This window comes from Tenacibaculum sp. Cn5-46 (genome assembly GCF_022347705.1).
In the GTDB taxonomy this organism is placed as follows: domain Bacteria; phylum Bacteroidota; class Bacteroidia; order Flavobacteriales; family Flavobacteriaceae; genus Polaribacter; species Polaribacter aiptasiae.
Map to the genome: position 1 here is coordinate 26,588 of NZ_JAKRGD010000002.1, position 24,073 is coordinate 50,660.

Here is a 24,073-nt window from a genome sequence, read left to right on the forward strand (position 1 = left end):
AACGTAAGTACTTTTATTTTTTAAAGTACAGCAACTACTTTGAATAACTATATTTATATAAACACCATAACGGTAATTATTTAAACAACACAACGAGGGTTATATACAGATTATAACCCTCGTTATTCTTTTAATATCATTAGACTTACCAAAACACTTTGCTTATAAGCAAAATACTTCTTTCACTAGTGACAAAATATTATTTACTCGAATAAGAAGAGTTTCAAAAGCTTATGGTTAAAGATATTTTATTTAGACTCTCTTCTTTTCTGATTTTTTTAATTTCCCAGAAAACAAATAATATAACCACATCACAAAGCCAAAACCAGCACTCAATATATAATCTATACTCTCTACATTTTGCCCTTTTATCGTTGTAAAAAGATATTTTACAATTACTGATATTAAGCAGAACACTATCAAGTACACTAAATTTCTTATTATTCTATTCATTTTTTTCTAAAAATAAAAAAAACACCTTGTTATTAAGGCTTCTACTCTCGCTAGTCTCTGAATAGCGATAAACATAAGTAATTTATATTTCCTTTTACCACACGATATAACCGTGCGGGAGCAATGTCTATTACTAATTTAATATAGTGTTTTTAGATTTTATAAAGTCTAAAAACACCTTGATATTTAACAACAAAATTGACAATGGGATTAACAAAAGTGGGTCTACAACATAACCTTCAACTTTTACACTTGAAAGTTCATATAAGATATAAATTAAAGATAATGCTGTAAAAACTAAAAGAATAGTTACAACTTTTTTTATATACATTACATTTTTGTTAAAAAAGACAACTAATAATAAGCCGCAAATAAAATGCAAAAAGACTATTACGAACATAATTAATGTTTCTAAATTTTTGATATTTAATTCATGTCCTATAGCAAATATTGAAACTAAAGAAATAAATGAAATAAACAATAATCCCATTCCTAATACAAGGCTAAAGCTCCAAGTTTTTAATTTATTTTTTTTATTCATCTTTTTTATTTGAATATGATTAATTTTCCAAATTGATAAAAACAAGTATTGGATTAAAAAACAAATAAGTAATTGCACTTAAAACAAAAACAATTAATAAACTTTTTAATTTTTTCATTAAACTCATTTTGTAATCAAACTAAAAAACTATCTCGTCTCATACATCTTAAAGTCCTTCTCTTGCAGGAGAGTACACATACATTGTCTTATAAAAAGAATATAAAGTTCTGCTTATATCATTATTAGCAACTGAATTAAATGTTAAAGCATCTGATTTCACATTCATTTTCAAACTATTAAACACAACTCCTTTAACACCATAATTTTTCTCCAGATTATCTTTAATTTTTTGTAGAAACTCTTTTTTTGACTCAATACTTTCTAATTTTGAATATACATTCATTTCTTTTTCAAGCATTATTATTTTATCATAATACTCATAATAAAGCACTTGTTGTTCTTCACTTTTATTTTTAAAAAACCGTCTTATTTCATTAATTTCTTCGTTAAAAATCTTAGTACTGGCATCGTTAGAGAATATTAAAGTTTTCACCTCTGAGTTCTCCTTTTTACACGAAAGAAAAACGAGAAAAATCAAGCTAATCCATAAAGTATTTTTCATATTAATATTTTTTTTAAAAATAAAAAACCACTTCATTACTAAGGCAGTTTTTAATGTTTATTTATTCTTTAAAAAAAGTCTTAATTCACTCTTTCTTTTAAAGCTTCTACTACTTTTTTACTGTTTCCTATAAAAATCTCATTGTCTACTATAAAAACTGGACGCTTTAAAAACGTGTATTCTTCTAAAATAAATTGACGATAATCAGTTTCCGTTAAGTTCTGATTTTTTAAATCTCTTTCCTTGTATAGTTTTGCTCTTTTATTGAATAAACTCTCATAACTATCCGTCAATTTTCGCATTTCTTCTAATTGCTCAACAGTTATAGCATTGGTTTTAATTTCTTGCTTTTCAAAACCGTCAATATTTACTTCTTTTAAAATTCTACGGCAAGTATCACAAGTTTGTAAAAAATAAACTTTCTTCATGGGTAAATAATTATCTTTGAGCTAGCTAAAATAAGTAGAAAAATGAACAAACAATTTGAAGTTTTAAAAAAATCAAGAGAATTAGTTTTAAAAAAAATAGAAGGTTTATCAAGTGAGCAATTACATAAAATTCCAGAAGGATTTAAAAACAATATTGCTTGGAATGTAGCCCATTTAGTAGTAACTCAGCAGTTATTACATTATAAGTTATCTGGATTAAACTGTTTAGCTTCAGATGAATTAATTGAAAAATACAGAAAAGGTACTTTTCCTACGGAAACATTTACTGAAGAAGAATTTGAAGAAGTAAAAGATTTATTAATCGGTTTACCTGATACTTTAAAAGAAGATTTTGAAGCTGGAATTTTTACAAGCTACACCACTTACGAAACTAGTACTGGATTTGTTTTAGATTCTATTGAAAGTGCTATTGCCTTTAATAATTTACATGAAGGTATTCATTTAGGTAATATTATGGCTTTAACTAAGTTGGTATAAAACAAAGCAGCGCATGAAATTTAATACCAAAGCCATACATGGAGGTCAAAAACATGAGGAGTCTACAGGTGCTGTAATGACTCCCATTTTTCAAACCTCAACATATGCACAAGCTAGTCCAGGAGTACATAAAGGTTATGAATATTCTAGAGGTGCAAATCCAACGAGAACTGCACTAGAAAATTCGTTTGCAGCTTTGGAAAACGGAACACATGGCTTTGCATTTGCATCAGGATTAGCTGCTATTGATTGTGTTTTAAGAACTTTAAAAGCTGGCGATGAAGTTATTGCTGGTGATGATATTTATGGTGGTACTTACCGTATGTTTATGAGACTTTTTAAAAACTACGGGTTAAATTTTCAGTTTGTAAACATGGATGAAATAGCTAATGTAACCAATGCTATTTCTAACAACACCAAATTAATATGGATTGAAACACCAACCAATCCGTTAATGAAAATTGCAGATATCGCTGCAATTACCAAAGTTGTAAAAGCAAAAAACGCCAATATTTTAATTGGTGTTGATAATACTTTTGCAACACCTTATTTACAACGCCCTTTAGATTTAGGAGTAGACATTGTAATGCATTCGGCAACAAAATACTTAGGAGGTCATTCCGATCTTGTTATGGGTGCTTTGATGGTAAAAGATGCTGAACTTGCTAAAGAGTTACATTTTATACAGTTTGCAGCCGGCGCTATTGCTGGACCAATGGATTCGTTTTTAGCTTTAAGAGGTGTTAAAACTTTACACTTGCGTATGCAGCGCCATTGTGAAAACGGAAAAGCTGTTGCTGAATTTTTGAATACACACCCAAAGGTTAGCGATGTTTATTACCCAGGGTTAGAAAGCCACCCAAATCATGAGATTGCTAAAAAGCAAATGGATGATTTTGGTGGAATGGTTTCTTTTCGTTTAAAAGATGAAAGCAAAGAAGCAGCGCTTTCTTTTTTAGAAAACACTAAAATTTTTACACTTGCTGAATCTTTAGGAGGTGTAGAAAGTTTGGTAAGTCATCCTATAACAATGACACATGCATCGATACCAGAAGCTGAACGTTTAAAATTAGGAATTACGAATTCATTAATTCGTTTAAGTATTGGAATAGAAGATATTGATGATTTATTAGCTGATTTATCACAAGCTTTAGAGATATAAAATTGACAACTCCTTACTATGAGGAGTTGTTTTTTATTACAAAAAATACCGATTGGTATATTTTTTATATATTTACACTTTAATCTAGTACTATTGTGTCTAAATCAGAGAAAACAAAAGCTTTTATTATTGAAACGGTTGCTCCAATATTCAACAAGAATGGGTATTCGGCAATGAGTTTATCAAAAATAACTCAGGCTACTGGTTTAACAAAAGGTGCTATTTATGGTCATTTTGAAAACAAAGAAGAGTTAGCTATTGAAGCTTTTCGTTTTTCTGTAAGAAATGTTTTAAAAGATTTAAATGCACATATTAATAAAGACGCTTCTCCTATAGAAAAGTTATATAATATAGCTTCTTTTTACGAAAACTATTATAACTATAGTAAACAATTTGGAGGTTGCCCTATTTTAAACATTGGAGTAGATTCTAACAATCAAAATACAGCTATTTCTAATTTAGTTCGCTCTTATAATACTCGAATTTTAGAGCAATTTTCTTTATTAATCGAAACTGGAAAGCAAGCTAATGAAATTAAACCTATTATAGATAATGCTACTTATGCAAAACGTTTTTTTTATATGATTGAAGGTGCTGTATACATGTCATATATAATGAAAGACCCTAGTTTTCTTACAGATTTATCACTAACCATGAAACAAATTATACAACAAGATTTACAACTATAACTATTTTTTTAATTAAAAATATACCAATTGGTATATTTAAACTTATTAACTATGGAATTACCAAAAATTTTAGAAAGCAAAACAAAAATAAGGTTTCAAGACTGCGATCCTTTTAACCATTTAAACAATGCTTCATACTTTAATTATCTTATCAATGCTAGAGAAGATCAGCTAATTGAAAATTACAATTTAGACATCTATGCACATGGAAAAAACAAAGGAAAAAGCTGGGTCGTTGCTTCTCATCAAATTTCTTATTTGAAACCTGCTACTCTAATGGAAACAGTTACTATTGACTCTCAATTAATTAATTACGGAGATAGAAAATTGTTAGTTGAAATCCGTATGTGGAACGAGGCAAAAACTGAATTGAAAGCCGTTTTATGGAGCTCTTTTGCTTATTTTAACCTAATACAGTTAGCTTCTGAAAAGCACTCTGAAGATTTATTAAATTTATTTGAAAGTGTAGTTTTACCAGTAGAAGAGACATCTTTTGAAGAAAGAATTAAAAGCTTACGTTTTCAAAAAGTATAAGCATAATAAAACCCGCTATTTAGCGGGTTTTATTTTATATGTTAGCTAATAACTTTGTTATTATTTAGCTTCTGCATATCTTCTTTCAACCTCGTTCCAGTTGATTACTTTAAAGAAAGCATCAATATAATCAGGACGACGGTTTTGGTAGTTTAAGTAGTAAGCGTGCTCCCAAACATCTAATCCTAAGATTGGAGTTCCACCACAAGTTACACCTGGCATTAATGGGTTGTCTTGGTTTGGAGTAGAACAAACTTCTACTTTTCCTCCTTTGTGAACACATAACCAAGCCCATCCTGAACCAAATTGAGTTGCAGCAGCCTTAGAAAAAGCATCGATAAAAGCTTCTTTAGAACCAAACTCAGCTTCGATAGCGTCTTTTAATTCTCCAGATAAGTATCCTCTATCTTCTGGGTTCATTACTGTCCAGAATAAAGAGTGGTTGTAAAATCCACCTCCATTATTACGAACAGCTCCGTTGCTCATATCTAAGTTTGTTAAAATATCTTCAATAGACTTTCCTTCTAAATCAGTTCCTTCAATAGCAGCGTTTAACTTAGTTGTATATCCGTTATGGTGCTTACCATGGTGAATTTCCATCGTTCTTGCATCTATATGTGGTTCTAATGCATCGTAAGCATATCCTAATTCTGGTAATTCAAAAGCCATAATTATTTGTTTTTTAATAGTTTAAAATTTCGTTTTTCCGATTGTAAATTTAACTTAAAAAAATAAGGCAAACAACCGTTTGCCTTATTGAAAATTTATTTAACTATAAGTTATATCAATCTTATTGTTTTAATGCGTTTTAGTAATTCGCATCTTCTGGATATTTAGCCATAAATTCTTCTGCTTTTTCTACCATGTTGGTACTTCCACAGAAAAAAGGAACTCTTTGATGCAACTCAGTTGGCTCTAGGTCTAAAATTCTTCTGTAACCATCAGTTGCTTTACCTCCTGCTTGTTCTGCTAAAAATGCCATTGGATTACATTCATATAACAAACGTAATTTTCCTTTAGGTCCAATAGTACTTGTTGGGTACATATAAATACCTCCTTTTAACATATTTCTATGGAAATCAGAAACCAATGAACCAATGTATCTAGAAGTATATGGTCTGTTTTCCTTTTCCTCTTGGCAGTATTTTAAATATTCTTTTACTCCTTGTGGAAAATGTACATAGTTTCCTTCGTTTATAGAATATATAGATCCTTGCTCTGGAATTTTAATATTTGGATGTGACAAATAAAAGGTTCCGATAGCTGGATTTAAGGTAAATCCACTTACTCCATTTCCTGTTGTAAACACTAAAATTGTAGAAGTTCCATAAGCAACATAACCAGCTGCTACTTGCTCTGATCCTTTTTGTAAAAAATCTTCTTTAGTTACCGGTGTTCCTTCTGGAGATACTCTTCTGTAAATAGAGAAAATAGTACCTACAGATACATTTACATCAATATTCGACGACCCATCTAAAGGATCCATTAACAATACATATTTGTTATCGTTTCCTTTATTCTTTCCTTCAACAACAATATAATCGTCTTCTTCTTCGCTTCCGATTCCACAAACTATTTCTCTATTAATAAGAGTTTGTTTAAATAAATCGTTTGCTAAAACATCTAATTTTTGCTGAGTTTCCCCTTGTACATTTATATCTCCAGAAGCTCCTGTAATATCAACCAAACCAGCTTTTCTAATTTCGTGGTTAACTACCTTTGCCGCTAATCTTATCGAGTTTATTAAACGAGAAAGCTCACCAGAAGAGTATTTAAAATGATTTTGGTTATCAATAATATACTCGCCAAGGGTCATGTGTTTGTTATTCATCTCAAATTTTTGTGTGTTGCGTATGTTCCGCACAAAGATGCTACCTTTTTGGGGTTACTACAACGATTTCGTTTATATTTTTTTTAGAACACTAGCAATCAATAAACGGAAGCCAGTACTCTTATATAAAGAAACAACTATTTTTTTACATTCCCTAACTATCAATGTAATCTTAAAATTAAAATACATTCAAATAAAGAAACGCAACCCTTCTAATCATATTTTTTACTTTTATATCGTTTATGAAAAATTCAACAATTTAAAATGATGTGTTTTAATTTTCTATTTGTTTTTGAGTAGTTTTTTAAGAAGTATCTTTACACAAAAATTTTACCATGAGTTTTATAATTAGGTCCGGAGAAAGTAAGGATGCTCAAGCTATATTAAATTTAATTATCGAATTAGCCGTTTTTGAAAAAGAACCAGATGCAGTAAAAGTTACTGTTGACGATTTGTTACGTGATGGTTTTTCTGACAATCCTAAATTTAAAACTTTTGTTGCTGAAGAAGCAGATGGGAAAATTATAGGAATGGCATTATTTTATGAACGCTATTCAACTTGGAAAGGTAAAGCAATTCATTTAGAAGATTTAATGGTAACAGAATCTAAAAGAGGAATCGGTGCTGGAAAAGCTTTGTATACTTCAATTATGAAATACGCTCATGAAAACAACTTTAAACGAGTTGCTTGGGAAGTATTAGACTGGAACCTTGGCGCTGTTAATTTTTATAAAAGCACTGGTGCTACCGTTTATGATGAGTGGAGAGTATGCCATATGAGTGAAGATAACTTAAGAGAATTTTACAATGAGAATATTTAAGTTTGGAGGAGCATCTGTTAAAGATGCAGAAAGTGTAAGAAATGTAGCTCGTGTTTTACAACACGAAGGAACTGAAAATCTTTTAGTTGTTATCTCTGCAATGGGTAAAATGACCAATGCATTTGAAGAAATTATAAACAACTATTTTTATAAAAAAGACAGCTTACAAAACTCAATAGATTTTGTAGTAAACTATCACCAAGACATTATAAATGATTTGTTTGAAGAAAATAATGAGATTACTAATAAAGTAAATCTTTTATTTGGTGAGTTAAGTGGTTTTATGGCTAAAAATACCTCAACTGATTATAATTATGTATATGATCAAATAGTAGGGTTTGGTGAACTTATATCTACAAATATTGTAAGTGCTTATTTAACTAAAATTGGAGTAAATAACCAATGGTTGGACGTAAGAGATTATATACAAACCAATTCTAATTTTAGGGATGCAAAAATTGATTGGAAACTAACTGAAAAGAAAATCAGTGAAAATGTAAATACTTCTCAACTAAATATAACTCAAGGTTTTTTAGGTAGTAACGGAAAAGAAACTACAACCTTAGGAAGAGAAGGATCTGATTACACTGCTGGTATTTTTGCTTATTGTTTAGACGCTGAAAATGTATCTATTTGGAAAGATGTTGACGGAGTGTTAAACGCAGATCCTAGAGTATTTACTGAAACGGAGTTATTACATGAAATATCATATACCGAAGCTATAGAAATGGCTTTTTATGGAGCTTCTGTAATACACCCAAAAACAATTCAGCCTTTAGAACAAAAAAACATACCATTATTTGTTCGTTCTTTTAAGGATATTACTAAAAACGGAACTTGTGTGGGAAGAGGAAAAAAAATAACACCGGAAGTACCTTGTTTTATCGTGAAGAAAAATCAAATTTTAGCTTCAATTTCTGCTAAAGACTTTTCTTTTATGGTTGAACACAACATTAGCGATGTATTTAAAAAATTACATGAGTATAAATTGAAGGTAAATTTAATTCAAAATTCAGCCATTAGTTTTTCTGTTTGTATAGAAGATAAATACGATCGTTTCGATGCTTTTTACAATGATTTACAAACAAATTTCAATATTAAATCATACAAAAATGTAACGCTTTATACCATTCGTCATTTCAATGATACAGCTATAAAAACCATACAAAAAAGAGGTAAAGCTATTATACGTCAAATCAATACAGAAACAGCTCAATTGGTCATCGAATAAAAGCTATTAAAGCTCGCAAATTTCCGTTATATTTGCAGTTAGTCGAATTGATATCTGTGTATGGGATTAGTAACACCAAAAGAAGTTGCAAAGGCAATAGGAGCTGATAAACTGGGAGCGTTTGGAACGTTTTCTGGTTGGCTTTTAATGAAAATTTTGCGCATTTCTACGGCCAATAAAATTTATAATAAACATAAACATAAGAAGGATTTACCTTTTTTAAATGGCCTTTTAAATGAATTTCAAATTGAATTTGAAATTCCTGAAGAAGATTTAAAACGTATTCCTAAAGAAGGGCCTTTCATTACCATTTCTAACCATCCATTAGGTGGTATAGATGGTATTTTATTGCTTAAATTGTTGGTTGAACACAGAGCTGACTATAAAATTATAGCTAATTTTTTACTGCATAGAATTGAGCCTTTAAAGCCTTATGTAATGCCAGTAAATCCTTTTGAAAATCATAAGGATGCTAAATCGAGTGTTGCTGGTATTAAAAATGCATTATTACACTTACGTGAAGGAAAACCTTTAGGGATTTTTCCAGCAGGAGAAGTTTCTACGTACAGAGATGGTAAATTAATGGTTGATAAAGAATGGGAAGAAGGAGCTGTACGTTTAATTAAAAAAGCTAAAGTACCTGTAATCCCTATTTATTTCCACGCTAAGAATAGTCAGTTATTTTATTTCTTATCTAAAATTAGCGACACTTTACGTACTGCCAAATTACCATCGGAATTACTTTCACAAAAAAGCCGAGTAATTAAAGTTAGAATTGGAAAACCTATTTCAGTAAAAGATCAAGATACCTACACTGAAATTCCAGAATTTTACCAATTCTTACGTAAAAAAACATACATGTTGGCGAATCCTTTTGAGAAAACACCTCAAAAGATTTTATCAACACAAAACCTTAAAATACCTAAAAAGGCAAAAAAAGTTACTTCACAAAAATCTTCTGCTCTTTTCATTAAAGAAGTTGATGAGCTTAGAGACAAAGGAAGTAGACTATTGCAAAGTAAAAACTATGAAGTCTTTTTTTCTAACGCGAAAGAGATTCCGAATATTTTACATGAAATAGGACGATTACGTGAAATTACCTTTAGAGATGTTGGAGAAGGTACTAACAAAGCTATTGACTTAGATAAGTTTGACAGGTATTACCACCACTTATTCTTATGGGATAATGTGCAGAATGAATTGGTAGGCGCCTATAGAATGGGACTTGGAAAAGATATTTTTAAGAAATATGAAATCAACGGATTTTATATCCATACCTTATTTAGAATAGAACCTGAATTATATTCAATGATGCAGAGTACTATTGAATTAGGTAGAGCTTTTATATCAAAAAAGTATCAGCAAAAACCAATGCCTTTATTCCTTTTATGGAAAGGTATTGTTCATGTTACTTTACGTTACCCTAAGTACAAATACTTAATGGGTGGAGTAAGTATTAGTAATCAGTTTTCAGAATTTTCAAAATCGTTAATGATTGAATTCATGAAATCTCATTACTACGATCCATATGTAGCTCAGTACATACATCCTAAAAAAGAATTCAAGGTAAGTCTGAAAGATGCCGATAAAGATTTTGTTTTTGATGCTACTAAAGCAGACATGCAAAAATTTGATAAAATTATTGACGAAATTGAACCTGGAGCATTACGTATTCCTGTATTAATTAAGAAATATGTAAAACAAAATGCACGATTGGTTGCCTTTAACGTAGATCCTAAATTTAACAATGCTGTAGATGGATTAATGTATATTAAAGTAGCCGACATTCCTGACAGTACTGTTAAACCTGTTATGGAAGAATTTCAAGCCGAATTAGAAAGGCGAGCTTCCGAGAGTTTAAATAAATAATACTATTACCTTATAAAAAGGATGCTTGTTTAAGCATCCTTTTTTTATACTTTTAAACCAAAATTAGCTACCTATGAGTGTTTTAAAAGAAAATCTTACACAGTACATACAAACTATCATAAACAATGAAACTTTGAATTCATTTGTACCTGAAATTGTAAAACACTTTTCTCTTAAAACCCTTACTAAAAACGAATACTTTGTTGAAGAAGGTAAAATTTGTAAACACTTTTGCTTTATAGAAAGTGGCGTTTTACAACATGCTATTCAAGTTTCTAACGAAGAAAAAACAACTTATTTAGGTTTAAAAAATACTTGTACCACCTCTTTAAAAAGCTTTTTACAACAAACTCCTTCTCGTAAAAACATAAAAGCTTTAAGCGATTGTAATTTGTGGGTAATTTCTGTTACTAATTTTAAACTTCTTTTAAAAAATAACAAAGGCTTTCATCAGTTTTATTTCAATTTAATTGAAAATCAAATTTTTTTAATTGACGACTATCGTATTAATTTACTTACATTAACTCCTGAAGAACGTTACCAGAAGTTATTATTAAACGAACCTATATTATTACAAAAAGTTCCGTTGCAGTATTTAGCCTCTTTTTTAGGAATTTCAACAAGGCATATGAGTAGAATTCGTAAAAATGTAAAATAACGCCAAATGGCTAATATTTGCACATTTTGTTTGCTTATTTTTGGAACAAGTTTATAATTTAATTTGAATTTATTATGAAATACCATCCAATAAATAGAGATTTATTTATTAAAAATCGTAAAAACTTTATGGCACAAATGAAGCCTAATAGTTTAGCTGTTTTTAATTCGAATGATATATATCCAGTAAGTGCCGATAGTACTTTACCTTTTGAACAACATAGAGATATTTTCTTTTTAAGTGGTGTAGACCAAGAAGAAAGTATTTTAGTAGTGTTCCCTGATTGCCCAAAAGAAAACTTACGTGAAGTTTTATTTTTACGTGAAACCAATGAGCACATTGCTGTTTGGGAAGGTGAAAAATTGACTAAAGAAAAAGCTTTAGCTACAAGTGGTATTAAATCTGTTTTTTGGTTACAAGACTTAGAAAAAGTATTAGCTGAAATGATGGCTTTAGCAGACACAGTTTATATTAACACAAATGAGCACTATCGTGCTTCTGTAGAAACAGAAACTCGTGAAGCTCGTTTTAACAAATGGTTATTAGCCAAATACCCTGCACATTCAGTAGCTAAAAGTAATCCTATTTTACAGCGTTTACGTTCTGTAAAAGATCAAATTGAGTTAGACTTATTACAAACTGCTTGTGATATTACCGAAAAAGGTTTTAGACGTGTTTTAGATTTTATAAAACCTGGTGTTTGGGAATATGAAATTGAAGCTGAATTTATCCACGAATTCATTAGAAATCGTTCTAAAAAATTCGCTTATACACCAATTATTGCTTCAGGAAACAATGCAAACGTATTACACTACATTGAAAACAATCAACAATGTAAAGCTGGCGATTTAGTTTTAATGGATGTTGGTGCTGAATATGCTAACTATTCTTCTGATATGACAAGAACTGTACCTGTTTCTGGTCGTTTTACTGATAGACAAAAAGCTGTATATAATGCTGTAAACAGAGTAAAAAACGATGCTACAAAATTATTAGTTCCTGGAACTATTTGGGCTGATTATCATGTAGAAGTTGGTAAACTAATGACTTCTGAATTGCTAGGCTTAGGTTTATTAGATAAAGCTGATGTACAAAACGAAGATCCAAACTGGCCAGCGTATAAAAAATACTTTATGCACGGGACTTCTCACCATATGGGATTAGATACTCATGATTATGGTTTATTACATGAGCCAATGCAAGCTAATATGGTATTTACAGTTGAACCTGGTATTTATATTCCAGATGAAGGCTTTGGTATTCGTTTGGAAGATGATGTAGTTATCCAAGAAACTGGAGAACCATTCAACTTAATGCGTAATATTCCAATAGAAGCTGATGAGATTGAAGATATTATGAATAAATAATTAAAAATGAAAAAACTAATATTATTACTATTTTTCATTACTTCTATTGCTTATTCCCAAAGTAATATTAAAGACTTAAATTGTTCTCTTTTTAAAGTTGGTAATTTTAAAATAGTAGATGATTTAAGTGGTATTACTAATATCAAAAGAACGTCAAAATATCAAATTGAAGAAAATAAAAAACATAATTACAAGATAAAATTAGTAGTAACCTGGATTAACGATTGTACTTATCAACTTAAGCCTGTTGAGGACTTATTAAATCCACAGAATAAAAATCTTCCTGAAATGATTTTAACTTGTAAAATTATTAAGAAAACCAAAAATGGTTATCTTCAAGTTTCGACATCAAATGTTAGTGACTTGACATTAAAAAAAGAAGTAATTCAAGTTGATTAAATTGAATTCTCTTTTCACATAAAAATCAGAAAACCCCGCAAATATTGCGGGGTTTTCTTTTCTATATAAAAAAGCTTACTCTACTTTTAAGCTGTATTGTGGTGTTGGGTTTAATGGGCAAAAGTACACATACTCTCCCTTTTTTAAAGTTACTTTCTTAGAAGTAGACTTTCCGTTATTCTTTACTAAAGAAGTTACATATGCATTTTTGATATGATCTTTTGCTTCTACTTTTCCTTTTGGAGCTAATACAAAACCTACATCATGCCCTACTCCTTTATTAGAGATTTCAAAAATATAAGTTCCTTCTTTTAAGGTTAATGCTTTTTGAGTAAACTCTCCTTTAGTTTGCTCTAAAGCTACTGTTTTAACATCTTGTGCATTTGCTTGAAAAGCGATTCCTAATGTTAATACTAAAATTGCGATAATACGTTTCATTTGATTTGTTTTTATAATTATGGATGATTTATTTAAGGGTTGAGCAGCCTTGTAGCCTATAACTCCGTTATTATAGTTATGCCTCACATATTACTACAAGAACTAACTCAAATTTTATTATGCGTTTACGTTAAATTTTCCTGATTCTACTTTAGGAAAATCGATTTCAGTTTCAGCAATATGGTTAACATAGTTTGTTAATGTATTTGATACTACGTTTAATACTATTTCTAATACATCTCCGTCGTTATAACCTGCTGCTTTTACTGCTGCTATTTCTTCAGAACTTACCTTACCTCTATTTTTAGTTACACTTTGTGCAAAGTTTAATCCTGCCTGTACTTTTGCGTCAGCTGCTATTCCTTGTCTGTTTTGAGCAGTTTCTTCTTCAGTTAAACCATTCATTTTACCAATAGCTGTATGTGCTGATAAACAATAATTACATTCGTTTTCTTCTGCTATTGCTAAAGCTAATTGCTCTCTAAACTTATTAGAAAAGTTTCCACTTGCAGTTAACTCTCCTAAGCTTAAATAGCTTTGTAATGTTGCAGGTGAATTACCAAACACTTTTATTAAATTAGGTATAAATCCTAATTTGCTTTGTACTGCATCAAATAATTCTTTTGATTTTCCTGTTGTAGTTTCTGGGTTTAATGTTTCAATTCTTGTACTCATTTCTTTATTTTTTTTAGGTTCTTATTTTTGTTTGTCACACAATTCTCCTTCAGAAAATTGATTTTCGTATTCTTGGTATCCCCAACAATTAGGGCATTGATATTCTTTTGTCTTCATCTTTTTTGTTTTTAATTAACCGTGAAAACCATCGGTTAAAATTCTAGTACAAAGATGCGACGAGAATGCTCTTCTAAAAATGGACAAAGGTTCCTATGATTAGGACTTTTTTTAAAATATTAACCTATGTTAATTGGCTGATTGAAAAAGAATGTTATATTTGTCTCATTATTACATAACATATCCCCTTATGTTATACCCCCTTTAATAATACCCCTTACTCGTAGCCCTTGTGTGTTGCGAGTTTTTTTATGCCTTTTGTTCTTTTTGAAATTGTTTTGGCGATTGCCCTGTTGCTTTTGTAAAAAAGCGAGAAAAGTATGCAGGATCATTAAATCCTAAATCGAAAGCAATATTTTTTATAGCTTCTGTTGAATATAAAAGTTGCCGTTTTGCTTCAGTTATCACTCTATCTTTAATAAAATCACTTGGTGTTTTTGCTCCTATCTTTTGAAAGTGCTTTGCCAATGATTTTGGAGAAATACCTAAACGGTTTGCATAATCGGTTACACTGTGTAGTTTTTTAAAATTTTGCTCTACCAACAAACTAAAGTCTTTAAAAAGCTTTGTTTCGGAATCTTCTTTAATAATATCATGCTCTTTTTTGATTCTTACCGAATGAATTATAAACTGTTTTAAATACGCCTGTAACATATCATATTGAGCCGTATCTGTATTCTTTAATTCATCTTTTAAGCTTTCAATAATAAAGTTTAGCTTTTCTGTATCTTTTTCACAAGGTTTTACAAATGGTGTTTCATAGATATTATTAAATAAAATTCCATTACAGGCTATTTCTGAATCATGTGTTTGAATACAATAGAAGTCTCTAACAAAACTTAACATATGTGCTTTGTTGATATTTTCTGATTCAACTGAAAATATTTGTCCTGGCGATAAAAAACACAATACATTTCCTTCAAAAGAATAGGTTTCAAAATCTATACTATATTTTCCACTACCTTCTTTTATCCAAAAGATTTTATATTCATCTATTCGTTGCGGTTTGTTTATAACACAAGTTCGTTCAAACTGAATTGTTTGTAAACTAAAGATATCTTTGTACGAGTGTGAGGTTACTTCTTGTATAGCCATAGTTTTGCATAGTTTTATTCTTGGTCGAAAAAAAACGATTAGCTAACAAAACAAAGCTATATTTGGGCTAAAATTAATTACATGTTTATAAAGAGATTTATATTTATTTGTTTTCTAATTTCTCACAGCATTATTTTCTCACAATCTAATTGGAAAAAGTTTAAAAAATTATCTCATCAGAAAAAGATGTGGGTAATGTTTCATCCATTTAAAGCTAAAAAAGCTTTGGATGTTTCACGTGAAGCAAATAGAATTGCTGACTCTATTAAAAAGTCTCCTTTATTAGACGGAGATCCTTCTGGCGGACAAGTAGACGCCTTTCGTCATGCTTTTTGGATGGCTAGTTTACGACAAAAAATAGGTCTTAATGCAGCACGTTCTCTAGGAAAAGCTCATGAAAGAGAAAATTACAAAACTTATAAGAAACGAAAACTAGAAGACGGAGTTGTTCCTGATAAAATTTCGACCACAATGGATTTGTTTAATAATGAATTCGGATTATCACTTACTTACAAAGGAAGTAAAACTCCTAAAAACGGATTGATTTATAGAATTATTAGCGCTATACATGCTGGAAAATTAAAAATTATTAAAAAAGATAAAAACGGTCGTTTCTTAACCTGTAAAAATGAGCTCATTAGTCAGGAATCATTAAAAGGGAAATGGGAAAACAATAAATGTTTGGTAAACTCTAATACTGACAGATAATGCAAAAGGTATATTTTATTTCTGGTACTATGTGTACTGTTGATTTATGGCAATTTGTATTTCCAAACGTAGAAAACATTGTCCCTATCCATATTGACATTAGTAATGCTAACTCTTTTGAAGACATAAACAGTATAATTCTATCAAAAATTGAAACTGAAACACCTGTAACTATTGTTGGTTTCTCATTAGGTGGATTTTCTGCTTTAAATTTTGCTATTCATTTTCCTAATAAGATTAAAAAGTTAATTATTGTTGCGGCAAACACCAATGGTTTAAATGATAAGGAAATCTCATTAAGAAAAAGCACTATTGATTTTTTAGAAAAACACAGCTACAAAGGAATATCTCAAGCTAGAATTCAACAATTTTTACATCCAGATAATCATAGCAATCCAAAAATTACTGGAATTATAAAAAAAATGGATAGTGATTTAGGAAAAAAAGTTTTAATCCAACAGTTAAAAGCTACTTCTTCTAGAGTAGACATATCTCAACAAATTACTCAATTAAATATTCCAATATTATTTATTTCTGCTGAAAACGACACCTTGGTTCCTTCAGAAGCAATCAAAAAAACTGCTAATAATACTTTGAAAGGAAAATTTATTAGTATTAAAAATTGTGGTCATATGATTCCTTTAGAAAAACCAAAAGAGTTATCTGGTATTTTGAATGTTGTCTTGAAAGATTAAACAATCTATCTATTCTTTCTGAAGTTGGAAGGTGTTATTCCCTCAAACTTTTTAAACGCACTATTAAAAGAAGACAAACTTCCAAACCCTATTTCAAACGCAATTGATGAAATGGTAAACTTTTCGTTTTTAGAATCTAACAGCATTTTTTTAGCTTCCTCTACCCTATAATAATTAATAAAATCATTAAAATTTCGTTTTCCATATTCATTAATTATCGATGATATTTTTTGTGTGCTCTCCCCTATTAGATTACTTAATTTGGAAAGTGTTAAATCTGGTTTCAAATACAACTCATCATCTATAATCAATTTAGATATTTGATTAAATAATACTAAGTCGTTATTAAGTTTAAATACATCTCCATCTATTTCTGTAGCTTTTAACTCAAAAGCCTTATAACTGAGAAAATAAATAATTACTGAATACATTATAGGACCAATAATATAAGGAACTGATTCTTCTATAAGGTTCAAAAAGTAGGAAACCCAAATAACAACAAAACCTATAACAACTAGCTTTAACCAATCAAATATCGCTTTTTGCGATTTTGTTTGTGCTTCATTTTTTACTTCCCTCCTTTTATCTCTTAATATTTTCCATGAAAACCCTATATAAAAAGCAAAATGTAAATAAATGAACAGAAGTACACTTGAAAGTAAAATTATAACTATCCTATCATTTTCAAATGATTCTTTGGTTATAAAAAAACTCATTACAAATACGAGAAAAAAAGGAATTAACTCTAAAAAATAAGTCTTTAAAAACTTAAAATTTGGCTTAGTCATTCCTAAAGTGTACCACCTAAGAAAAGGACCTATTAATAGTAAAAAAGCAAGTCCAGCAAAGATAAATATAGGTTCCAAGTCGTCACCAAAATTCATCATTACCGATTTTCCTATTCTAAATGCCATGAAAATCAAAATCAACCCTAATAATAAATTAGTTAATGTTTTTTTCTTTTTAAAAAGGCATAAGTAAAATGCAAATAAAATTCCGTGCAATAAACCTGCACTACTGATAATGATAAGAAGTATTTCTAAAAAACTCAATAGAATATTTTTATCAAATTTATAAATATTTACTAGAAAGCAAAGCACAAACCCTTATAGTAGGTCTATGCTTCTAAAAACAATCAAAAGTGTTTTTTATTTATTTTTAGCTTTGTCTTTAGCATAAGATGTTAACCCAAGTAAACCAAAGAAACGACCTACCTCTCCTTTCATTCCTGCAATAACACTATGAGATGCTAACAATAATCTATCTATTGATTTATTTTCATGTATTAATAGCTTATCAATTAACTCTTTTGCTTTTTTTGATCCTTCATTTTCGTATACCTGTAAAACTTTTACGGCGTTCTCTTCTCCTGTTATTTTTCTGTATTTAGGCATATATCCTAATTGTTTCACCATTGTTTCTGCTAGTTTCCATGTAGACCATGGGTTTTGCCCAGTAATTAAATTATTATCGTGACTTATCGTTTCTAAATACATCGTTCCTTCATGAAACTTAGCTCCCTTAGACACTAATTTGTCTTGTAATAGGAATGGAAATATTGATTCTGCATCAGGTATTAACAATAACTCTTCTTTATTCGTAAAACTACTTACAGTCTTATTTTCTAATAGATGTTTTCCATTATCAAGAGTTACATTTACTAATGCTGAAGGACCATGACAAACTGCTCCTATAACTTTCCTTGATTGATATATTTTTTTTACAATTTCCTGAATTGCTTTATTATTTGGAAAATCGAACATTGCTCCCTTACCTCCTACAAAGTATACTGCTTCGTAATCGTCAGCAATTACATTATCTAAAGCAATTGTATTACTTGTTTTATATTGTGCTATTGGGTCATTTAAAAAAACATAGTCAAATTCTCTCATATCATCTTTATCTATTACTACAGGTGGTTTTCCTCCTAACGGACTTGCTACATCTACTTCAAAACCATTTGCTTTAAAAACATAATAAGCCCTTGATAATTCAGTTAATTCATACCCTGTACTCTTTCCACTATTCCCCATAGTATTAGCACTAGTAACAACTGCTAATATTTTCCCTCTATTAGAAATTACATTTTGAGATAAGTACGTAATATTTTCTGCTCTGCTCTTTGTTAAATCTTTTTTCATTTCTTCAAGAGGTAAAAGATTTATAAACCAAAGTCCAAAAGAAACAATAAGAATTACTAAACTAAGGATTGAAATTAAGGTCCATTTTAGTTTTGGATATTTTTTAAGCATGGTATTTATTTTTAATAATTATGCTGCTAATTACTATAAACAAACCCGTAAAGACTGAGTAAATGATAATTTCGTCAGAGGAAAAGATTATTTAATCAATTATTTTTTAAGAAACTATACCCTCTATTTAAACCCATTCTAAATATTTAAGAAAAGAATTCGTAAAGTTTGTCCGTGTAGCCTTTAGCTCTTAAATTTGTATTATAATATAATCAATAAACAAAATAATGGGATTATTAAAATCTTCGATAGGAAGAAAATTTGCCATGGCACTTTCGGCGTTCTTCTTGATGTTTTTCTTATTACAGCACTTTGCAATTAACATTACTTCAATTTTTCCAGACAATGGAGCAACATTTAACAAGTTATCCCACTTTATGGGGACTAATGCGTTAGTACAATACGTAATGCAACCTGTCTTAATTTTTGGTGTAATTTTTCACTTTGTAATGGGATTTGTATTAGAAGCAAAAAACTGGAGTGCAAGAAAAGTAAGTTATGCTAAAAATAATGGTGCAGCCAATTCTACTTGGATGAGTAGAAACATGATTTGGTCTGGTGCAGCTATTTTAGCTTTTGTTGTTTTACACTTTATCGATTTTTGGTTTCCAGAAATCAACACTAAGTTTATTCAAGGTGACTGGAGTGGTTTACACGATGGAGAATTTAGATATTTCCACGAGTTACAACACAAGTTTTTAAGTCCAATTAGAGTTGGTGCTTATGTTGTTGCATTTGTATTCTTAGCAATGCACTTGTTACATGGCTTTAATTCAGCTTTTCAATCAGTTGGAGCAAATAATAAATATACTAAAGGATTGAAAACATTTAGTAAAATTTATGCAATTGGTATTCCAGTAGGATTCATCATCATTGCTTTATTTCACCATTTCAATCATTAATACCTAATAAGTATGGCTACTTTAGATTCAAAAATTCCAAAAGGTCCATTAAAAGATAAATGGACATCTTATAAAGATAAAATTGACTTAGTAAATCCTGCCAACAAGCGTTTAATAGATGTAATTGTAGTTGGTACAGGTTTAGCAGGTGGTTCTGCTTCAGCAACATTAGCTGAATTAGGATACAATGTAAAAGCATTTGCTTATCAAGATTCACCTCGTCGTGCACACTCTATTGCTGCACAAGGAGGTATTAACGCTGCTAAAAACTATCAAGGTGATGGTGATTCTTTTTACCGTTTATTTTATGATACAGTAAAAGGAGGAGATTACCGTTCACGTGAAGCAAACGTATATCGTTTGGCTGAAGTTTCTGCAAATATTATTGACCAGTGTGTGGCACAAGGTGTTCCTTTTGCTCGTGATTATGGTGGTTTATTAGATAACCGTTCGTTTGGAGGTGTATTAGTATCTCGTACTTTTTATGCTAAAGGACAAACTGGACAACAATTATTATTAGGTGCTTACTCTGCAATGAACCGTCAAATAGCTCGTGGTAAGATTGAAATGTTCAATCGTCATGAAATGTTAGATGTAGTTATTGTCGACGGAAAAGCGCGTGGTATTATAGCTCGTAACTTAGTTACTGGTGAAATAGAGCGTCATTCTGCGCATGCTGTAGTTATTGCTTCTGGTGGATACGGAAATGTATATTTCTTATCTACAAATGCAATGGGATCTAACGCTACTGCTGCATGGAAAATTCATAAAAAAGGAGCGTATTTTGCAAATCCTTGTTATACACAAATTCACCCAACATGTATTCCTCGTTCTGGAGATTACCAATCGAAATTAACGTTAATGTCTGAATCATTACGTAATGATGGTAGGATTTGGGTTCCTAAGAATATGGATGATGTAATGGCAATTAGAGAAGGTCGTAAAAAACCAACTGATTTGTCTGAAGAAGAAAGAGATTATTACTTAGAAAGAAGATATCCTGCATTTGGTAACTTAGTACCTCGTGATGTTGCTTCTCGTGCTGCTAAAGAGCGTTGTGATGCTGGTTACGGAGTAAATGCTACTGGAGAGGCTGTATATTTAGATTTTAAATCGGCAATTGAGCGTTACGGTAAAGAGCAAGCTAAATTAAAAGGTATTGAAAACCCTTCAGCTGCTAAAATTACTGAATTAGGTGAAGCAATTGTTGAGGCTAAATATGGAAACTTATTCCAAATGTATGAGAAGATTGTTGATGACAATCCATATAAAACACCAATGATGATTTATCCTGCAACTCACTATACAATGGGTGGTATTTGGGTAGATTATAACTTAATGACTACTATTGATGGTTGTTATGCTATTGGTGAAGCAAATTTCTCTGATCACGGTGCTAACCGTTTAGGAGCTTCTGCTTTAATGCAAGGTTTAGCCGATGGTTACTTTGTATTACCTTATACAATTGGTGATTATTTATCGGGAGATATTCGTACTGGAAAAATCCCTACTGATACTAAAGAATTTGACGAAGCTGAAAAAGCTGTTAAAGACCGTATCGATTTCTTCGTAAACAATAAAGGAGAGCATTCTGTAGATTACTACCACAAAAAACTTGGAGTTATTATGTGGGAAAAATGTGGAATGGCTCGTAACGAAAAAGGTTTAAAAGAAGCAATGACAGAAATTAAAGCTTTACGTGAAGATTTCTGGAAAAATGTAACAGTTCCTGGAGGTGCAAACGAAATGAACCCAGAGTTAGAAAAAGCTGGTCGTGTTGCTGACTTCTTAGAATTAGGAGAATTATTTGCTAAAGATGCCTTAAACAGAACAGAATCTTGTGGAGGTCACTTTAGAGAAGAATCTGTAGAATTAGATGGTCCTCAAAAAGGAGAAGCTAAACGTGACGATAAAAACTTTGCATACGTATCTGCTTGGGAATATAAAGGAGAGCCTGCTGATGCAGTTTTACACAAAGAAGAATTAGAATTTAACGATATTGAATTAAAACAACGTTCATACAAATAAGATAGTATTATGAATTTAACACTTAAAATTTGGCGTCAAAAAGGCGCAAGTGATAAAGGAAAAATGGTCGATTATAAAGTGACCGATATTTCTGAGCATATGTCTTTCTTAGAAATGATGGATGTATTAAACGAACAATTAATTAATAAAGGTGAAGAGCCTGTTGCATTTGACCATGATTGTCGTGAAGGAATTTGCGGTATGTGTTCTATGTATATTAATGGTGAAGCTCATGGTCCTGACCGTGGGATAACTACTTGTCAGTTACACATGCGTATGTTTAAAGATGGTGATACAATTACTATTGAACCATGGAGAGCAGCTGCATTCCCTGTAATTAAAGATTTAGTAGTTGATAGAAGTTCTTTCGAACGTATTCAACAAGCTGGTGGATATATTTCAGTAAACACTTCTGGTAATACACAAGATGCTAATGCTATTCCAATTTCTAAGGAAGCTGCAGATAAAGCGATGGATGCTGCTACTTGTATTGGTTGTGGTGCTTGTGTTGCTACTTGTAAAAACTCATCTGCAATGTTATTCGTAGGTGCTAAAGTTTCGCAATATGCTTTATTACCTCAAGGACAAGTTGAAGCTACAGAACGTGTTAAAAACATGGTAGCTCAAATGGACTTAGAAGGTTTTGGTAACTGTACTAATACTGGTGCTTGTGAAATTGAGTGTCCTAAAGGAATCTCTTTAGAAAATATAGCTCGTATGAACTCTGAGTTTATAAAAGCTTCTTTAAAAGGATAAAAAACACCTTATATAAAATTAAAAAACTCAAGCTATTTGCTTGAGTTTTTTTGTTGGTTAAACTTGTAACAAAAAATAAGCTAAGAATACTTATATTGTAGAGGTAATCTATTAAAAAGAATCAAATGGGAATTTTCGATGAAATTAAAAAGAAATTAAGCCACGAGTTTATTGATATAATTGAATGGCTTGACAATACAAATGATACTATTGTTCATCGTTTTGAACGCTACCAAAATGAAATTAAAAATGGTGCTCAATTAGTAGTAAGAGAAGGGCAAATCGCTGTATTTATAAATGAAGGGCAATTAGCCGATGTTTTTAAACCAGGAACCTACACTTTAAACACTCAAAACTTACCTATACTAGCTACTCTAAAAGGATGGAAATATGGTTTTAATAGTCCTTTTAAAGCTGAAGTATATTTTGTTAGTTCACGCATGTTTACAGACGAAAAATGGGGAACTAAAAATCCTATTACTTTAAACGATGATCGTTTTGGATTTGTAGAAATAAGAGCTTTTGGTACTTATGCTTTTAAAATTAACGATGCCGGTAAGTTTATAACAGATATTGTTGGTACTGATAGCCATTTTACCAATTATGAAATAAATGAACACCTTAAAAGTTTAATCTCTACTCGTTTTACTGATACTATAGGTGAAGCTAATTTACCGATTGAATTGTATGCTGCTAATACAAACGAGTTATCGGAAACTTGCTTAGAGGTAATGAATCCTGAATTTAATTCAGTAGGTATTTCTTTAGAAAAGTTTTTCATTGAAAATGTTTCAATGCCAGAAGAACTGAAAAAGGAAATTTTTGAATACAGTAGACTTAATAAAGTAGATTTAGACAAGTTAGCCAAATTCAAAGCTGCTAAAGCAATGGAAGCTGCTGCTTCTAATGAATCTGGTGCTGCTGGTGCTGGTATGGGAATGGGAATGGGCTTTGCCATGGCTCAACAAATGGGAACCTTATTTAACCAACAAACGCAGTCAAAAACAGTAAATCAACCTGCTTCAACTGGAGCTACTCCACCACCACTGCCAAATCAAGTTCAATACTATTATGCTGCTAACGGTCAGCAAGCTGGACCTGTTAATTTTGAAGCACTTAAAAATTTATTTGCGGCTAGAAGTATAAACGCTGAAACCTTAGTTTGGAAACAAGGAATGGCCAATTGGACTAGCTTACAAAGTGTGCCTGAATTACAAAACTTATTAGGTTCTGTACCTCCACCTTTACCAAATAATTAAAATATCAATCTATAATTAGAACTTAACCTATTATTCTTTAATAAT

At 30.6% G+C, this 24,073-nt stretch carries 27 protein-coding genes; 16 read left to right on the top strand and 11 right to left on the bottom strand.

All coding sequences use genetic code 11. From position 1 onward, the window contains the following. Positions 1-252: 252 nt before the first annotated feature. The 4 genes from MHN29_RS04080 to MHN29_RS04095 all read right to left on the bottom strand — a co-directional run bounded on the left by MHN29_RS04080 (position 253) and on the right by MHN29_RS04095 (position 2,044). On the bottom strand, positions 253-453 hold the full coding sequence (locus tag MHN29_RS04080) for a hypothetical protein (protein WP_235274581.1): 201 nt from the start codon (positions 451-453) through the stop codon (positions 253-255). 133 nt (positions 454-586) lie between these two features. Then, entirely contained in the window at positions 587-994 is a 408-nt protein-coding gene (locus MHN29_RS04085) for a hypothetical protein (protein ID WP_235274580.1), read from the bottom strand. Between the two features lie 166 nt (positions 995-1,160). After that, positions 1,161-1,616 (bottom strand): hypothetical protein, encoded by a 456-nt coding sequence (locus MHN29_RS04090; protein WP_235274579.1) that lies wholly within the window; start codon positions 1,614-1,616, stop codon positions 1,161-1,163. 80 nt (positions 1,617-1,696) lie between these two features. Continuing rightward, positions 1,697-2,044 (bottom strand): arsenate reductase family protein, encoded by a 348-nt coding sequence (locus tag MHN29_RS04095; protein WP_235274578.1) that lies wholly within the window; start codon positions 2,042-2,044, stop codon positions 1,697-1,699. A 42-nt stretch (positions 2,045-2,086) separates the two neighbouring features. Between MHN29_RS04095 and MHN29_RS04100 the strand changes: the two genes are divergently transcribed. The 4 genes from MHN29_RS04100 to MHN29_RS04115 all read left to right on the top strand — a co-directional run bounded on the left by MHN29_RS04100 (position 2,087) and on the right by MHN29_RS04115 (position 4,927). Then, on the top strand, positions 2,087-2,542 hold the full coding sequence (locus MHN29_RS04100) for a DinB family protein (RefSeq protein ID WP_235274577.1): 456 nt from the start codon (positions 2,087-2,089) through the stop codon (positions 2,540-2,542). A gap of 13 nt (positions 2,543-2,555) precedes the next feature. Continuing rightward, positions 2,556-3,704 carry a cystathionine gamma-synthase gene (locus MHN29_RS04105; RefSeq protein WP_235274576.1) on the top strand — a complete coding sequence of 383 codons (1,149 nt, stop codon included), beginning with the start codon at positions 2,556-2,558 and terminating at the stop codon, positions 3,702-3,704. A 95-nt stretch (positions 3,705-3,799) separates the two neighbouring features. Beyond that, on the top strand, positions 3,800-4,393 hold the full coding sequence (locus tag MHN29_RS04110) for a TetR/AcrR family transcriptional regulator (RefSeq protein WP_235274575.1): 594 nt from the start codon (positions 3,800-3,802) through the stop codon (positions 4,391-4,393). Positions 4,394-4,444: 51 nt separating this feature from the next. Further along, positions 4,445-4,927: a thioesterase family protein gene (locus MHN29_RS04115; protein WP_235274574.1), complete on the top strand. Its 483-nt coding sequence runs from the start codon at positions 4,445-4,447 to the stop codon at positions 4,925-4,927. A gap of 60 nt (positions 4,928-4,987) precedes the next feature. Here MHN29_RS04115 and MHN29_RS04120 read toward each other — a convergent pair whose 3' ends face one another. Both MHN29_RS04120 and fbp read right to left on the bottom strand, forming a co-directional pair. After that, entirely contained in the window at positions 4,988-5,596 is a 609-nt protein-coding gene (locus MHN29_RS04120) for a superoxide dismutase (protein WP_150897961.1), read from the bottom strand. A gap of 139 nt (positions 5,597-5,735) precedes the next feature. Beyond that, on the bottom strand, positions 5,736-6,758 hold the full coding sequence (gene fbp / locus MHN29_RS04125; protein WP_150897962.1) for a class 1 fructose-bisphosphatase: 1,023 nt from the start codon (positions 6,756-6,758) through the stop codon (positions 5,736-5,738). Positions 6,759-7,093: 335 nt separating this feature from the next. Between fbp and MHN29_RS04130 the strand changes: the two genes are divergently transcribed. The 6 genes from MHN29_RS04130 to MHN29_RS04155 all read left to right on the top strand — a co-directional run bounded on the left by MHN29_RS04130 (position 7,094) and on the right by MHN29_RS04155 (position 13,103). Beyond that, a complete protein-coding gene (locus tag MHN29_RS04130; protein WP_150897964.1) occupies positions 7,094-7,579 on the top strand; it encodes a GNAT family N-acetyltransferase in 486 nt (161 codons plus the stop codon). Then, positions 7,566-8,810 carry an aspartate kinase gene (locus tag MHN29_RS04135; RefSeq protein WP_235274573.1) on the top strand — a complete coding sequence of 415 codons (1,245 nt, stop codon included), beginning with the start codon at positions 7,566-7,568 and terminating at the stop codon, positions 8,808-8,810. Before MHN29_RS04130 ends, MHN29_RS04135 begins: the two co-directional genes overlap by 14 nt. Before the next feature lie 60 nt (positions 8,811-8,870). Beyond that, positions 8,871-10,679, top strand: a complete 1,809-nt coding sequence (locus MHN29_RS04140) for a lysophospholipid acyltransferase family protein (RefSeq protein WP_235274572.1) — start codon at positions 8,871-8,873, stop codon at positions 10,677-10,679. A 73-nt stretch (positions 10,680-10,752) separates the two neighbouring features. Next, positions 10,753-11,337: a Crp/Fnr family transcriptional regulator gene (locus MHN29_RS04145; protein WP_235274571.1), complete on the top strand. Its 585-nt coding sequence runs from the start codon at positions 10,753-10,755 to the stop codon at positions 11,335-11,337. 74 nt (positions 11,338-11,411) lie between these two features. After that, positions 11,412-12,704, top strand: a complete 1,293-nt coding sequence (locus MHN29_RS04150) for an aminopeptidase P family protein (RefSeq protein ID WP_235274570.1) — start codon at positions 11,412-11,414, stop codon at positions 12,702-12,704. 6 nt (positions 12,705-12,710) lie between these two features. Then, positions 12,711-13,103 (top strand): hypothetical protein, encoded by a 393-nt coding sequence (locus tag MHN29_RS04155; RefSeq protein ID WP_150897969.1) that lies wholly within the window; start codon positions 12,711-12,713, stop codon positions 13,101-13,103. Positions 13,104-13,178: 75 nt separating this feature from the next. On the opposite strand, the gene MHN29_RS04160 is transcribed toward MHN29_RS04155, so the two are convergent. From MHN29_RS04160 to MHN29_RS04170, 3 genes are all read right to left on the bottom strand, one after another. Beyond that, complete coding sequence (locus MHN29_RS04160; protein WP_150897970.1) at positions 13,179-13,541, bottom strand: cupredoxin domain-containing protein; 363 nt, start codon at positions 13,539-13,541, stop codon at positions 13,179-13,181. Positions 13,542-13,658: 117 nt separating this feature from the next. Then, positions 13,659-14,216, bottom strand: a complete 558-nt coding sequence (locus MHN29_RS04165; protein WP_235274569.1) for a carboxymuconolactone decarboxylase family protein — start codon at positions 14,214-14,216, stop codon at positions 13,659-13,661. A 366-nt stretch (positions 14,217-14,582) separates the two neighbouring features. Continuing rightward, positions 14,583-15,428: a helix-turn-helix domain-containing protein gene (locus tag MHN29_RS04170; RefSeq protein WP_235274568.1), complete on the bottom strand. Its 846-nt coding sequence runs from the start codon at positions 15,426-15,428 to the stop codon at positions 14,583-14,585. A 195-nt stretch (positions 15,429-15,623) separates the two neighbouring features. Between MHN29_RS04170 and MHN29_RS04175 the strand changes: the two genes are divergently transcribed. Next, positions 15,624-16,136 carry a hypothetical protein gene (locus MHN29_RS04175; RefSeq protein WP_239176065.1) on the top strand — a complete coding sequence of 171 codons (513 nt, stop codon included), beginning with the start codon at positions 15,624-15,626 and terminating at the stop codon, positions 16,134-16,136. Continuing rightward, the gene (locus MHN29_RS04180) at positions 16,136-16,831 is read left to right on the top strand and encodes an alpha/beta fold hydrolase (RefSeq protein ID WP_235274566.1); all 696 of its coding nucleotides are present in this window, start codon (positions 16,136-16,138) and stop codon (positions 16,829-16,831) included. The genes MHN29_RS04175 and MHN29_RS04180 overlap by 1 nt, the downstream gene beginning before the upstream one ends. Positions 16,832-16,836: 5 nt before the next feature. Here MHN29_RS04180 and MHN29_RS04185 read toward each other — a convergent pair whose 3' ends face one another. Beyond that, complete coding sequence (locus tag MHN29_RS04185; RefSeq protein WP_235274565.1) at positions 16,837-17,883, bottom strand: AraC family transcriptional regulator; 1,047 nt, start codon at positions 17,881-17,883, stop codon at positions 16,837-16,839. Positions 17,884-17,979: 96 nt separating this feature from the next. Then, a complete protein-coding gene (locus tag MHN29_RS04190) occupies positions 17,980-19,083 on the bottom strand; it encodes a type 1 glutamine amidotransferase domain-containing protein (RefSeq protein ID WP_235274564.1) in 1,104 nt (367 codons plus the stop codon). A 224-nt stretch (positions 19,084-19,307) separates the two neighbouring features. Between MHN29_RS04190 and MHN29_RS04195 the strand changes: the two genes are divergently transcribed. From MHN29_RS04195 to MHN29_RS04210, 4 genes are all read left to right on the top strand, one after another. Continuing rightward, a complete protein-coding gene (locus MHN29_RS04195) occupies positions 19,308-19,985 on the top strand; it encodes a succinate dehydrogenase cytochrome b subunit (protein ID WP_150897991.1) in 678 nt (225 codons plus the stop codon). A gap of 12 nt (positions 19,986-19,997) precedes the next feature. Then, entirely contained in the window at positions 19,998-22,013 is a 2,016-nt protein-coding gene (locus MHN29_RS04200) for a fumarate reductase/succinate dehydrogenase flavoprotein subunit (RefSeq protein WP_150897992.1), read from the top strand. Between the two features lie 9 nt (positions 22,014-22,022). Then, positions 22,023-22,769 carry a succinate dehydrogenase/fumarate reductase iron-sulfur subunit gene (locus tag MHN29_RS04205; protein ID WP_235274563.1) on the top strand — a complete coding sequence of 249 codons (747 nt, stop codon included), beginning with the start codon at positions 22,023-22,025 and terminating at the stop codon, positions 22,767-22,769. Between the two features lie 125 nt (positions 22,770-22,894). Further along, complete coding sequence (locus tag MHN29_RS04210) at positions 22,895-24,028, top strand: SPFH domain-containing protein (RefSeq protein ID WP_235274562.1); 1,134 nt, start codon at positions 22,895-22,897, stop codon at positions 24,026-24,028. The last annotated feature ends 45 nt before the right edge of the window (positions 24,029-24,073 follow it).